The 13,073-nt window shown below is 67.3% G+C and carries 9 protein-coding genes, 2 rRNA genes and 1 pseudogene; 3 read left to right on the forward strand and 9 right to left on the reverse strand.

Features of this window, described 5'->3' with window-relative positions; translation table 11 throughout:
* Positions 1 to 1,969, forward strand: a 23S ribosomal RNA gene (locus AB0L75_RS07120); the annotation flags it as partial.
* Between the two features lie 94 nt (positions 1,970 to 2,063).
* Positions 2,064 to 2,180: ribosomal RNA gene (gene rrf / locus AB0L75_RS07125) — 5S ribosomal RNA — on the forward strand.
* A gap of 78 nt (positions 2,181 to 2,258) precedes the next feature.
* Here the strand turns inward: rrf and AB0L75_RS07130 are convergent.
* Positions 2,259 to 2,810, reverse strand: a complete 552-nt coding sequence (locus tag AB0L75_RS07130) for a cysteine hydrolase family protein (RefSeq protein WP_365176497.1) — start codon at positions 2,808 to 2,810, stop codon at positions 2,259 to 2,261.
* A 52-nt stretch (positions 2,811 to 2,862) separates the two neighbouring features.
* Between AB0L75_RS07130 and AB0L75_RS07135 the strand changes: the two genes are divergently transcribed.
* A complete protein-coding gene (locus AB0L75_RS07135) occupies positions 2,863 to 3,441 on the forward strand; it encodes a GNAT family N-acetyltransferase (protein WP_365176499.1) in 579 nt (192 codons plus the stop codon).
* Here AB0L75_RS07135 and AB0L75_RS07140 read toward each other — a convergent pair.
* From AB0L75_RS07140 to AB0L75_RS07175, 8 genes and pseudogenes are all read right to left on the reverse strand, one after another.
* The gene (locus AB0L75_RS07140; RefSeq protein WP_365176501.1) at positions 3,438 to 4,952 is read right to left on the reverse strand and encodes a type IV secretory system conjugative DNA transfer family protein; all 1,515 of its coding nucleotides are present in this window, start codon (positions 4,950 to 4,952) and stop codon (positions 3,438 to 3,440) included. The genes AB0L75_RS07135 and AB0L75_RS07140 overlap by 4 nt on opposite strands.
* An 18-nt stretch (positions 4,953 to 4,970) precedes the next feature.
* The gene (locus AB0L75_RS07145; RefSeq protein ID WP_365176503.1) at positions 4,971 to 6,383 is read right to left on the reverse strand and encodes an ATP-binding protein; all 1,413 of its coding nucleotides are present in this window, start codon (positions 6,381 to 6,383) and stop codon (positions 4,971 to 4,973) included.
* A 14-nt stretch (positions 6,384 to 6,397) separates the two neighbouring features.
* Positions 6,398 to 7,957, reverse strand: coding sequence for an SCO6880 family protein (locus AB0L75_RS07150; protein WP_365176505.1), 1,560 nt, complete (start codon positions 7,955 to 7,957; stop codon positions 6,398 to 6,400).
* Positions 7,954 to 9,309 carry a hypothetical protein gene (locus AB0L75_RS07155; RefSeq protein ID WP_365176507.1) on the reverse strand — a complete coding sequence of 452 codons (1,356 nt, stop codon included), beginning with the start codon at positions 9,307 to 9,309 and terminating at the stop codon, positions 7,954 to 7,956. Before AB0L75_RS07155 ends, AB0L75_RS07150 begins: the two co-directional genes overlap by 4 nt.
* Positions 9,299 to 10,129, reverse strand: coding sequence for a hypothetical protein (locus tag AB0L75_RS07160; protein WP_365176509.1), 831 nt, complete (start codon positions 10,127 to 10,129; stop codon positions 9,299 to 9,301). Before AB0L75_RS07160 ends, AB0L75_RS07155 begins: the two co-directional genes overlap by 11 nt.
* Before the next feature lie 134 nt (positions 10,130 to 10,263).
* Positions 10,264 to 10,572, reverse strand: coding sequence for a hypothetical protein (locus AB0L75_RS07165; RefSeq protein WP_351213614.1), 309 nt, complete (start codon positions 10,570 to 10,572; stop codon positions 10,264 to 10,266).
* A gap of 361 nt (positions 10,573 to 10,933) precedes the next feature.
* Positions 10,934 to 11,302 (reverse strand): annotated as a pseudogene (locus AB0L75_RS07170) (peptidase S8); the annotation flags it as partial.
* Positions 11,303 to 11,479: 177 nt separating this feature from the next.
* On the reverse strand, positions 11,480 to 12,847 hold the full coding sequence (locus AB0L75_RS07175) for a S53 family peptidase (protein WP_365176511.1): 1,368 nt from the start codon (positions 12,845 to 12,847) through the stop codon (positions 11,480 to 11,482).
* Positions 12,848 to 13,073 lie beyond the last annotated feature (226 nt).

The raw sequence follows: 13,073 nt of genomic DNA on the forward strand, positions 1-13,073 counted from the left end.
ACCAGGAGGTTGGCTTAGAAGCAGCCACCCTTGAAAGAGTGCGTAATAGCTCACTGGTCTAGTGATTCCGCGCCGACAATGTAGCGGGGCTCAAGCGTACCGCCGAAGTCGTGTCATTGCAGCATATAGCCCCAACGGGTGCTGTGATGGGTAGGGGAGCGTCGTCTGCCGGGTGAAGCGGCACTGGAAGGTAGTCGTGGACGGTTGACGAGTGAGAATGCAGGCATGAGTAGCGATTCACACGTGAGAAACGTGTGCGCCGATTGACTAAGGGTTCCTGGGTCAAGCTGATCTGCCCAGGGTAAGTCGGGACCTAAGGCGAGGCCGACAGGCGTAGTCGATGGATAACCGGTTGATATTCCGGTACCCGCTGTGAAGCGTCAAACATTGAATCCAGTGATGCTAAGCCCGTGAAGCCGTTCCGGACCCTTCGGGGAATGGAAAGTGGTGGAGCCGGTGACCCGAGCTGGTAGTAGGTGAGTGATGGGGTGACGCAGGAAGGTAGTCCATCCCGGGCGGTGGTTGTCCCGGGGTAAGGGTGTAGGACGAGTGGTAGGCAAATCCGCCGCTCATGTGTCTGAGACCTGATGCCGAGCCGATTGTGGTGAAGTGGATGATCCTATGCTGTCGAGAAAAGCCTCTAGCGAGTTTCATGGCGGCCCGTACCCTAAACCGACTCAGGTGGTCAGGTAGAGAATACCGAGGCGTTCGGGTGAACTATGGTTAAGGAACTCGGCAAAATGCCCCCGTAACTTCGGGAGAAGGGGGGCCATTCCTGGTGAGGGGTTTTACATCCTGAGCTGGGGGTGGCCGCAGAGACCAGCGAGAAGCGACTGTTTACTAAAAACACAGGTCCGTGCGAAGCCGTAAGGCGATGTATACGGACTGACGCCTGCCCGGTGCTGGAACGTTAAGGGGACCGGTTAGCTCCATTTCGGTGGGGCGAAGCTGAGAACTTAAGCGCCAGTAAACGGCGGTGGTAACTATAACCATCCTAAGGTAGCGAAATTCCTTGTCGGGTAAGTTCCGACCTGCACGAATGGCGTAACGACTTCTCGACTGTCTCAACCATAGGCCCGGTGAAATTGCACTACGAGTAAAGATGCTCGTTTCGCGCAGCAGGACGGAAAGACCCCGGGACCTTTACTACAGTTTGATATTGGTGTTCGGTTCGGCTTGTGTAGGATAGCTGGGAGACTTTGAAGCAGGCACGCCAGTGTTTGTGGAGTCGTCGTTGAAATACCAGTCTGGTCGTGCTGGATGTCTAACCTGGGTCCGTGATCCGGATCAGGGACAGTGTCTGATGGGTAGTTTAACTGGGGCGGTTGCCTCCTAAAGAGTAACGGAGGCGCCCAAAGGTTCCCTCAGCCTGGTTGGCAATCAGGTGTTGAGTGTAAGTGCACAAGGGAGCTTGACTGTGAGACCGACGGGTCGAGCAGGGACGAAAGTCGGGACTAGTGATCCGGCGGTGGCTTGTGGAAGCGCCGTCGCTCAACGGATAAAAGGTACCCCGGGGATAACAGGCTGATCTTCCCCAAGAGTCCATATCGACGGGATGGTTTGGCACCTCGATGTCGGCTCGTCGCATCCTGGGGCTGGAGTCGGTCCCAAGGGTTGGGCTGTTCGCCCATTAAAGCGGTACGCGAGCTGGGTTTAGAACGTCGTGAGACAGTTCGGTCCCTATCCGCTGTGCGCGTAGGAGTCTTGAGAAGGGCTGTCCCTAGTACGAGAGGACCGGGACGGACGAACCTCTGGTGTGCCAGTTGTTCTGCCAAGGGCATGGCTGGTTGGCTACGTTCGGGAGGGATAACCGCTGAAAGCATCTAAGCGGGAAGCCTGCTTCGAGATGAGGACTCCCACCCACTTGATGGGGTAAGGCTCCCAGTAGACGACTGGGTTGATAGGCCGGATCTGGAAGCCAGGTAACTGGTGGAGGTGACCGGTACTAATAGGCCGAGGGCTTGTCCTCAGTTGCTCGCGTCCACTGTGTTGGTTCTGAAACCACGAACAGCCCCACGTTTCACAGAGCGTGGTGCGGCAAAGGTTCGACAGTTTCATAGTGTTTCGGTGGTCATAGCGTGAGGGAAACGCCCGGTTACATTCCGAACCCGGAAGCTAAGCCTCACAGCGCCGATGGTACTGCAGGGGGGACCCTGTGGGAGAGTAGGACGCCGCCGAACAAATTTTAAGAAAACCCCCGCACAGGGAACGGTGCGGGGGTTTTCTGCGTTCAGAAGAGTTTCAGGGTTTTAGCAGTCTTAGAAAGTGACGTCCGCCGTGTTCATCGTGCCGCCCCGCCTGCCGGGTGCGCGCTGGCCGCTCCAGTAGAGGTTGGTGTGGGCGACGACCTGCTCGGGGGCCGGTGCGCCGTGCTCGGTGAGATCCTCCGTCGTGTGGGCGTCGGCCACCAGCGTCGCGTCGTAGCCGCGTACCAGGGCGCCGTGCAGGGTCGAGCGGATGCAGAAGTCGGTCTGGGAGCCCGTGACGACGAGCCGGCCCACGCCAAGCTCGGCCAGGACGGATTCCAGGTCGGTGTCCTCGAAGGAGTCCCCGTAGCTCTTGGCGACGAGGGGCTCGGAGTCGAGTCGCTTCAGCTCAGGGACGTACTCCCATGCCTCGGTGCCGGCCACCAGCTCCTCGTCCTGGTGCTGTACCCAGACCACCGGCACGTCCGCCGCACGGGCCTTGTCGATCAGGGTGTTGATATTGGCGATGACGCCGTCGCGGTTCGCGGAACTCGGCACCACCACGCCCTTCTGTACGTCGATGACGAGGACAGCGGTGTTCGGCCGTTCTGGCAGATTTGTCATGGCGTCCACAATATGGGATGCCGCTGACCACAGTGAGCACTACGGTGACCCCATGAGTGAGCCCGTGAGCGCCCCGACCAGCGGTGACTACGTCATCCGCGCCATACGACCCGAGGACTGGCCCCGCGTGAAGCAGCTGCGGCTGGACGCGCTGCGGGATCCGGTCGCGCACCTCGCCTTCCTGGAGACGTACGAGGAGGCCGCGGCCCGGGTGGACGCCTTCTGGCAGGACCGGGCCGTCGGATCCGGTGAGGGGTCCATGGCGGCCCGGCAGTTCATCGCCGAGGCGCCCGACGGCAGCTGGGCCGGCTCGGTCACCGTACTCATCGAGGAGGCCGGGACGAAGGACTGGGCGGGGTATCCCGTCGAGGGCAGGCAGGGGCATGTGGTGGGGGTGTTCGTCCGGCCTGAGCACCGCGGGAACGGGCTGCTGAAGTCGCTGTTCGACGCCGGTGTGGCGTGGGCGCGGGAACGGGGCGCGCAGCGGGTGCGGCTGCTGGTGCACGAGGACAACGCGCGGGCCCGGGGGGCGTACATCAAGGCGGGGTTCGTGCCGAGCGGAGTGGTCGTGCCGTTCATCAAGGACGAGGCGGAGAACGAGCTGGAGTTCGTGCTGGAGTGGCTCTCCTAGACCGGCAGTTCCTGGTGGGGCCAGCGGGAGCGGGCCTGTTCGCGGGAGCGGAGCAGGGCGAGGGTGTGCAGGCCCTGGTCGTAGCCGGTGGTGAGGAGGTCCGGGAGCTGGGGGAACGGGGCCACGGCCGCGATGTCGTCCAGGATCAGGGTCAGTGGTGGGTCGAGCCGACCGGAGGATGACCGTTCGGCCATGCGCCGGCCGCGCTCGACCACGCTTGAGACGAGGGCCGTCAGCAGGGGCATCGCGCCGGGATTGCTCTTGGGGTCCTCGTTGGATTCACCGACCACATAAAGCGTGCCCCCTTCATGGACGAAGGAATCCAGGCTGAGCGCATCAGTTCGGTTTGGGGTGCAGGCCTCGCGGATGTTGACCGTGGACAGGGCGGACAGCGCACGGCCGGTCAGTTCCTGGGCGATGTCCCGGCGTTCGGGGTGTGCGGTGAGCGCGGCCTCTAGTTCGCCGGCGGCGCCGGGGGCCGCCTTGGGGTGGGTGCGGAGGGTGCGTACGGCGTCCTGGACCTGGGTGCCCTGGGACCAGCGGTGGACGTGGCGGATGGTGCGGTTGTCCAGGGCGGCGGCGTGCAGGTAGCTGCGCAGGAGCGTCAATGCGGTGTCCGCCACGGCTTGGTCGAGCTTGGCCGTGGGCCGAACGGGGGCGAGGAGAGCGGTGGCCCTGCTCAGTGCGGTCTGTTTGTCCTCGCAGTCGATCGTGGGGGACCAGTGGAGGCGGGCCGGGGTGTCGCAGAGGTGGGTGGGGTCGTAGAGGTGGGTGGGGCCGAGTTTGGCTCTGGCGTCCTTGGTTTCCGCCCAGAGGGCGGGGTTCGAGGTGACGACGAGGGTGGGGCCCTCCGCGTCGCGGATCGCCTGGGTCGCGCTTGTCCGGCGGCCTTCCCTGGGCGCGATGAGGATTCTCTCCCGGCTGCCCACCCGCTCACCGTCGGCGGGAAGGCTGGGCAACGGCACCTGCGGGACCGCCTCCTGGAAGGTTTCCGTGGGCTCCGGCTCCGACTCTGGCTGGGGTTCCGGCTCCCGTCGCGGCAGCGGCACCTCGTACCGCTGTTCGGCCGGCGACGTCGGTGAAGTCGGCTGTGCCGGTGAAGTCGGCTGCATCGCACCCTGGGCGTACGGTGCCCGCTTGGCCCTCTCCGCCCGCCAGCGCGCCGCCGCTCCCATCACGAACACGGTGAGGACGAACAGGACCATCAGCTGGCCGATGAACAGGCCCCAGACCAGGCCCCAGCCGGACAGTTGGGACGCGGGGGTGTCCGGCCAGGCGCCGGTGATGTCATGTGGCTTGCCGATCAGATGACGTATGGCCAGCGGGGCGTGGGGGAGGGTGACGGCGTCGGGCCAGGCGCCCTTGGCGAACAGGGCCGCGAGGCCCGTGGCCGTCCACACCAGCACGGTCACGCTGATGAGGAGCGCGACGATGCCGATCAGGAGGCCGTCGGGGATGCCGCCCTGGCCGTCCCGGCGGTCCCTGTGGCGCTCGCGAGCGTCCGGTCTCACCCGTTCCTCCCCTGACCCCTACGCCACCGTCGACTCGGAGTCGCCCAGATGCTGTTCCACGAAGGCCGCCGCCCGCTGCTCGGCCTCCAGCTCGGCGGCGCGCAGGGCGTCGTCGGCCGTCAGGTCGCTGGAGGACTCGGTCATCGCGCGGTCGGTGAAGACCAGTGGGCGTTCCGTCTCCGTGACCAGGTGTTTGACCACCTGGACATTGCCGTTGACGTCCCAGACGGCGATGCCGGGCGTCAGCGTCGGGATGATTTCCACCGCCCACCTCGGCAAACCCAGCACCCGGCCGGTGGCCCGTGCCTCGTCCGCCTTCTGGGCGTAGATCGTCCGTGTGGACGCCATCTTGAGGATCGCGGCCGCTTCCTTCGCCGCGGCGCCGTCGACCACGTCGGAGAGGTGGTGGACGACCGCGACGAAGGACAGGCCGAGCCGGCGGCCGAACTTGAGCAGGCGCTGGAACAGCTGGGCCACGAAGGGGCTGTTGATGATGTGCCAGGCCTCCTCGACCAGGAAGATGCGCTTCTTCCGGTCGGGGCGGATCCAGGTGTGCTCCAGCCACACGCCGACGATCGCCATGAGGATGGGCATGGCGATGGAGTTGCGGTCGATGTGGGACAGGTCGAAGACGATGAGGGGGGCGTCGAGGTCGATGCCGACCGTGGTCGGGCCGTCGAACATGCCGCGCAGGTCACCGTCGACCAGCCGGTCCAGTACGAGCGCGACATCGAGTCCCCAGGCGCGTACGTCGTCTATGGCGACGTTCATCGCCTCGGCCGACTCCGGCTCGGGGTGCCGTAGCTGCTCGACGATGTCGGAGAGGACCGGCTGGCGGTCCAGGATCGACTCGTTGACGTAGGAGTGGGCGACCTTCAGGGCGAAGCCGGAGCGTTCGTCGAGGCCGTGGCCCATCGCGACCTCGATGATCGTGCGCAGCAGCGCGAGCTGGCCCGTGGTCGTGATGGCCGGGTCCAGCGGGTTCAGGCGGATCCCGTGGTCCAGGGCGGCCGTCGGGTCCAGCCGGATGGGTGTTATCCCCAGCTCCTGCGCGATGAGGTTCCATTCGCCGACGCCGTCCTCGCCCTGGGCGTCCAGGACGACGACCTGGCGGTCCTTGAAGCGCAGCTGGCGCAGGACGTACGTCTTCTCCAGCGCCGACTTGCCGTTGCCGGACTCGCCGAGGACGAGCCAGTGCGGGGCCGGGAGCTGCTGGCCGTACAGCTGGAAGGGGTCGTAGATGTAGCCCTTTCCGGAGTACACCTCGCGGCCGATGATGACGCCGGAGTCGCCGAGGCCGGGCGCGGCCGTGGGTAGGTAGACCGCCTGGGCCTGGCCCGTGGAGGTGCGGACCGGCAGCCTGGTCGTCTCGACCTTCCCGAACAGGAAGGAGGTGAAGGCGTCGGTGAGGACGGACAGCGGATCCCGCATCGGTGAATCAGCCCCTACCGTCGGATGCCGGTGGCGAAGGGAAGTGTGTTCACGAAGGCGCGGTGGTGCTCTCGGTCGCACCATTCCAGCTTGAGGTACGACTTGCCGGCGGAGGCCCTTATCGTGCGCTTGTCGCGGGCGAGGGCCTCCGGGGTGCGGGAGGAGACGGTGATGTAGCCGACGAGGTTGACGCCGGCGGCGCCGCTGGCGAGGTCCTCGCCGCGCTGGTCGAGGCGGTGGTGCGCGGCGACGTCGCGGGGGTCGACGGTCCGGTTCATCTTGGCGGCGCGGGAGGCCTCGGCCTCGTCGTTGGTCTTCTCGGTCAACATGCGTTCGATGGCTACCTCGGTGGGTTCGAGATCCATCGTCACGGCGACCGTTCGGATGACGTCGGGGGTGTGGACGAGGAGGGGCGCCAGGAAGTTCACGCCCACCGGGGTCATCGGCCACTCCTTCACCCAGGCCGTGGCGTGGCACCAGGGGGCGCGGGTGTAGGACTCGCGGGTCTTGGCCTGGAGGTAGGTGGGCTCCATGGCGTCCAGCTCGGCCGGCCAGGCGTTGCGCTGGGTCATCGCCTGGATGTGGTCGATGGGGTGGTCGGGGTCGTACATGGAGTGGATGAGGGAGGCGAGCCGGCCCTGGCCGAGCGGCTGCCGTACCCGGATGTCGGCTTCCTGGAGCCGCGAGCAGATGTCGGTCAGCTCGCGGGCCATGACGACGGCGAGCCCGGCGTCCCGGTCGACCTTGCTGCCCTGGGCGCGGACGGCACGGGCCATGGCATTGGCCTCGGCGGCCAGCTCGCGCGTGTAGGGCATACAGGCGACGAGGTAGGCGCGGTGCTGCTCGCTGCTGGTGGACACCATGGACTGGAGCTGGTCGTAGGACCGCTGGAGCCACTCGAGGGAGCGGCCGTCGCCGCGCAGGGCGACGTCCTTGGCGTGTGCGTCGGGGTCGGCGGGCAGGGTGCGGGCGAGCATCTGCAGCCGGGTGACGAAGCCGTCGCCGTTGGCGACATGCTTGAGCAGGGTGCCGAACCGGTCGACCAGGGCCTCCTGGTCCTCGGAGTCGCGCAGGCCGACGCCGGGGCCCTCGATCTCGATGGCGGCGGTGACGGTCTTGCGGTCGGCGTGCAGCAGTACGGCGATCTCGTCCGGGCCGAACGGTGCGGCGAGCCAGGTGATGCGCCCGATCCCGGGCGGCGGCCCGATTTCGACCTCCCGTCCGTCGAGCCTCGTCCCGGCCTCCATGACGTCGGACCGGTAGACGGCGCTGCCGCCCTTGACGGTCCGTTTGTAGCTGCGGTTGATCTCGAACCACTTGTAGAACGTCCGGTGCTTGTACGGCACGTAGACCGCGCCGAGCGCGAGCAGCGGGAAGCCCATCAGCAGAACGATCCGTGCGGAGAGGACCGGGACGAGGAGGCCGCACATCATGCCGAGGAACGCGCCGGCGATGATCAGCGCGATCTCGCCGGACTCGCGGTTCCGGCCGACGATCGCGTTCGGCCGGGCGCGGCCGATGAGATATGTACGGCGGGGCGTGACCGGATGGGACAGGTGGGACTCGGTCGTCAACGCCCTTCACCTCCCGTGCGGTTGATGTTGCGGGTGTTGCTGGCGTGCGGGGTGTTGGCGGGGCTGGGCGCGCGGGGTGCGGGCGTCGCGGAGGGGACGGCTCCGCCGCCCCCGGCGGGGGTGCGGCTGCTGTGGGCGGCGACGCCGCCGGTGGCGGGGTTGGCCGGGCGGGGCGTGCTGCTGCTCTGTCCCCCTGCTCCTCCGCCTCCGTTGCTGCCGGCGCGGGAGCTGTGGGTCTTGATGCCCTGGGCGACGAGGGTGGCGGGGGAGCTGATGACGGCGGCGGCCTTGCGTTCGGCGCCCTGCATGATGCGGTTGTTGCGGCCGTTCGCGATCTCGTCGCCGAAGCCGGGGACGAAGCGGTAGATCATCGCGCTGGCGAAGATGGCGAGCAGGATGATGGCGAGGCCGGAGACGACGGCGGAGAAGGAGTCGGGGCCCTTGCCGGAGGACAGGGCGCCGGCGAGCCCGAGCACGATCACGATCACGGGTTTCACGAGGATGACCGCGATCATGATGCCGGCCCAGCGCCGGACGTGTCCCCACAGGTTCTTGTCGACTAGTCCCGCGTAGACGACGGTGCCGAGGAGGGCACCGACGTAGAGGAGCGCGGCGCGGATGACCAGCTCCAGCCAGAGGACGCCGGCGGCGAGGATGCTGACCAGGGAGACGACGATCAGCATGATCGGGCCGCCGCCGACGTCGGTGCCCTTGGCGAGGGCGCCGGAGAAGGTGCCGAAGAACGTGTCGGCCTGGTCGCCGGTGGCCTTGGCGAGGACGTCGGTGATGCTGTCCGTCGCGGAGACGACGGTGTACAGGATCAGGGGGGTGAAGGCGGAGGCGAGCACGGTGAGCCACAGGAAGGCGACGGCTTCCGAGATGGCGGTCGTGAGCGGCACGCCGCGTACGGCTCGCTTGGCCACGGCCAGCAGCCACAGCAGCAGCGTGAGGACCGTGGACGCCGCGAACACGACGGCGTACTGCTGCAGGAACCTGGGGTTGGTGAAGTCGACGTTGGCAGTCTCCTTCACGGCTTTGCTGAGCTTGTCGATGGTCCAGGAGGCGGCTTCGGCGCAGCCTTTGGCCAGGGAGGAGAGCGGATCCTGGGTGGAGGTGTCCGGGGTGTTGGCACCGCCCGGTCCGCTGGAGGTGTTGCCGCGTTCGCAGTACTTCTTGGCTTCGCCGGAGATGACGTCGCAGTTGTACCTGCTCTTCGACGGTGAGGGCGACGGGCTGCCGGTGGGGGTGGGTGAGGGCGCGGCGAAGGCGCGCGTGGCCAGCAGCACGGCCGTGGTCTGGACGGCCGTCACGACTCCGGCGAGCTTGAGTGCACGTTGCGGGTTACCGGGCATACGTGAACCCTCCGTACTCTTCGGTGGCCTTGCTGATCTCGTCGGAGGTGGCGGCCTTGTCGTCACCGGGTACCGGTGCGGGGCCGTTCTGCTGTGTGTCGGAGACGATCTTCCAGTCGCTGCCGGACCACTGCAGATCGAACGTCCACGTCTTCCAGGACGAGGTGACCGGGTCGGTCGAGGTGCTGCCTGCCATGCCGATGAGCCCGACGTACCAGACGGCTACCTTGGCGTCGGTGTCCGTGTAGCTCTGCACCGTCGTGCCGGCCGGGACCACGCGGGAGACGAACGTACTGCCCTTCGGCGGGTTTCCCGCGGTGTCGAGGCCCATCTTCGCGAGGAAGCCGGCCGAGTAGGCCTGGTCCATCGGGCCCTGGAGACGGTCTGCCGCCTCGGAGGTGTAGAGGAGGTGCAGGAGGCTGTCGCGGCTGTCCTTCTGGAACATGCCGGTGGACCCCAGCGCCACCGCGTAGTTCGAGGCCGCCGACTGCGCCCCCTGCTCCGTATGGGCGAAGCCGGAGGGGATGGTGCCGTTTTTGGTTTGCACCGGGCGGGTGCCTGTGGGGGCTGTTGCGGAGGTCTGGGGGGCGGAGTCCTTGGCGGTGGACCCGTTGTCGGTGGTGTGGTCTGTTCTGTTGGCGAATGCGATGGCTGCGATGAGGAGGACCACTACGCCGACCACTGTGACCAGGCTGCGGGAGGAGGAGCGGCGGGGCGTGCGGCGGGGGGCGCCGCCGTAGGGGTCGCTCTCGGGGAGGCGGGTGCGGGTGTGGCCCGTGTCGCCGTAGTCGGTGTAGGGCTGTTCGTCTCCGGGATTCATGCCGTGTGCGCTCCCTCACCCTCGTAGGCATACGACGGTAGCCGCGCTGGTTCCCGCGCGGGCGCGGTGTGGTGACTCGACATCAGCATCAGGGAGACGCAACCTCAGCCGGGGGTGGGCGGGGGGAGGGGGAGCTAGACCGCCATGCCGTACACGATCGTGAACAGGGTGCCGAGGGAGCCGATGATGAAGACGCCCGTCAGGCCGGCGATGATGAGGCCCTTGCCCTGTTCCGCGCTGAAGGTGTCGCGCAGGGCCGTGGCGCCGATGCGTTGCTTCGCCGCGCCCCAGACCGCGATGCCGAGGCAGAGGAGGATGGCTACGGCCATGACCACCTCGATCATCACCTTGGCCTCGTTGCCCAGGCTGCCGAAGGGGCCCCAGTCCGGAGCGATCCCGCCGATGATGGTGTTGATGTTTCCCTTGTCGGCCGCAAAGAGCATGTAAGTCACCGCCCCTGGTGGGTAGTTCTGTTTGGGCCCCCTGCGGTGTGCAGAGGTCAGGCCTCATTGTCGCCGACAACGTGGCCAACGCATGTCGACTTGACGTCATTGACTGGCGGGTTTCGTACGAATAGCTCGTACGGTCACTCTGTGTATCACGGCAGGTCACCCCGGGCAACGAGGTCCGACCGGAACCTTTCGTGTGGTTCCGTCGTTGTCCTCCTTTACGACCTGGCACGGTTTCTGACGGCCGGTCGGGTGAGGTGTCGTCACGATGTTCTCATGGTAGGGGCGCGGAAAATGGCCAAGGACCCCGGCGGCGGGTGCCGTCGAGGCCCTGGGCGTGCTATGTGAGGGGCGGTCAGCCGGTGAAGGCCGCGGTGCCCTCGGGGGTCCCCCAGTCGGTCGGCCCGTCGTAGCCCGACCGGGCGGTGCACAGGTAGCTGGTGGTGCAGGAGCCGTTGTTGCCGCTGGTGACGTCGTTGAGGGCGGAGGTGCCGGCCGCGGTGTAGGGGAACTGGGCAGGGTGGCTGCCGTTCGACGGGGTGCCGGCGAGGGCGTAGACGCCGGCGATGATGGGCGAGCTGGCGCTGGTGCCGCCGAAGGTGTACCAGCCGGCCGTCACTCCGTAGGAGTCGTAGACGGAGACGCCGGTGGCGGGGTCGCCGACGGCGGACACGTCGGCGATCGTGCGCTTGGCGCAGCCGGTGTCCGTCTGCCAGCTGGGCTTGGTGGGCGCAACTCACAGACTCTCAAGGGAGTTGAACAGGGAAAACGGGCCGCGGCCGGCTGCCGTGGCCCGTCTTCCTCTCCATGCCGCCGAGGGAACCCCACGTCCCCCTCATTCGGCGGCTCCCCGTGACCCGACGGGGTGGATCCTCAAGGGGCGGTAAGGGTCAGTAAGGGGTCAGCTCGCGCTGAAGGCGCTGGTGCCCTCGGGGGTGCCCCAGCCGGTCGGGCCGTCGTAGCCGGACGTGGCGGTGCAGAAGTACGAGGTGGAGCAGGTGCCGTTGCTGCCGCTGGTCACGTCGTTGAGCGCGGAGGTGCCGGCCGCGTTGTACGGGTACTGGGCCGGGTAGTCGCTGCTGCCCGGGGTGCCGGCGAGGGCGTAGACCGAGGCGATGATCGGGGAGGAGGCGCTGGTGCCGCCGTAGGTGTTCCAGCCGGTGCCGTCGGAGCCGTAGGTGTCGTAGACGGAGACGCCGGTGGCGGGGTCGGCGACGGCGGACACGTCGGCGATCATGCGCTTGGCGCAGCCGCTGTCGGTCTGCCAGCTGGGCTTGGCGTCGTAGGCGGAGCAGCCGGAGCCGGTGCCCTCGGTGCTGGAGGTGTTCCAGACGGTCTCGGTCCAGCCGCGGCTGTTGGAGGAGGTCTTCAGGGCGGTGCCGCCGACGGCGGTCACGTACTTGGAGGCGGCCGGGTACTCGGCGCCGTAGCCCTCGTCGCCCGCGCTGGCGGTGATGGCGACGCCCGGGTGCTTGTAGTACGAGGAGTCGTACGTGGTGTCGGAGGAGGACTCGGACCCGCCGTAGGAGTTGGAGACGAACTTGGCGCCCAGCTTGACCGCCTCGTTCACCGCGGTGCCCAGGTTGGCGTCGCTCGCCGACTTCGCCTCGACCAGCAGGATGTTGCAGTTCGGGCAGGTCGCGCTGACCATGTCGAGGTCGAGGGAGATCTCACCGGCCCAGCCGCTGTCGGCGGAGGGCAGCGAGGTGGTGGAGCCGGTCTGGCCGACCTTGGTGAAGCAGCCGTTGTCGGTGGTGCAGTCCGACAGGCCGTAGTACGACCGGTAGGCCGCGAGGTCGGCCTCGGCGTTCGGGTCGTCGTAGGCGTCGACGATGGCGACGGTCTCGCCCGAGCCGTTCGAGGACGCGGCGCCGGTCAGGCCGTACGCCGACTGGATGTCGCTCGGGCCGTAGCCGGTCGGGGAGTCGGAGGAGGCCTTCGGCGAGACGGTCTTCGGCGCGATGCCCTTCAGGGCGGCCTGCTTCTCCATGAAGGCGGTGGTGCCGCCGGTGACGCGCAGGGCGTCGCAGGCGGTGTAGCCCTTCTTCGGGGTGGCGCCGCATGCCTTCTCGTACCGCACATGGGCCTTGGCGACCTGGGCGGCGACGGCCTTGGCGCTCACCTGGTGGCTCGCGCCGGCGGTGTCCGCGCTGGCGTGGGCGGCGGTGCCGAGTCCGGCGGCGACGAGCGCGGCGGTTCCGATGGCGGCCGAGCCGATCCGGGCCCATCTACCGCGTATATGGGGGGAGTTGGGGGTGGTCGTACGCAAGGTACAGCCTCCTGGAAGTGGTGGACAGAGGCCTGCGGGTGTGGGGGTTCCACCGATGGGTGACCGGTGGGGGCGGCGGCCCGCGACGACCATCGCTTGTTGAGTACGCGACAACAAGGGGCTTTCGGAATTCTGACTTCCGCGTTACTCAAGGGGGTCGGCGGCTTACTGATCAATGGCACTGTGCTGGCGCTGTGCTGGGGGCCGCTTGACCGGCTGCACAGGT

The sequence above is a fragment of the Streptomyces sp. NPDC052101 genome (assembly GCF_040680235.1).
Classification (GTDB): domain Bacteria; phylum Actinomycetota; class Actinomycetes; order Streptomycetales; family Streptomycetaceae; genus Streptomyces.

Coding starts and splice junctions, on each gene's coding strand:
- AB0L75_RS07130 (WP_365176497.1), bottom strand. CDS start 2,810: ATGACAAATCTGCCAGAACGGCCGAACACCGCTGTCCTCGTCATCGAC.
- AB0L75_RS07135 (WP_365176499.1), top strand. CDS start 2,863: ATGAGTGAGCCCGTGAGCGCCCCGACCAGCGGTGACTACGTCATCCGC.
- AB0L75_RS07145 (WP_365176503.1), bottom strand. CDS start 6,383: ATGCGGGATCCGCTGTCCGTCCTCACCGACGCCTTCACCTCCTTCCTG.
- AB0L75_RS07155 (WP_365176507.1), bottom strand. CDS start 9,309: ATGCCCGGTAACCCGCAACGTGCACTCAAGCTCGCCGGAGTCGTGACG.
- AB0L75_RS07160 (WP_365176509.1), bottom strand. CDS start 10,129: ATGAATCCCGGAGACGAACAGCCCTACACCGACTACGGCGACACGGGC.
- AB0L75_RS07165 (WP_351213614.1), bottom strand. CDS start 10,572: ATGCTCTTTGCGGCCGACAAGGGAAACATCAACACCATCATCGGCGGG.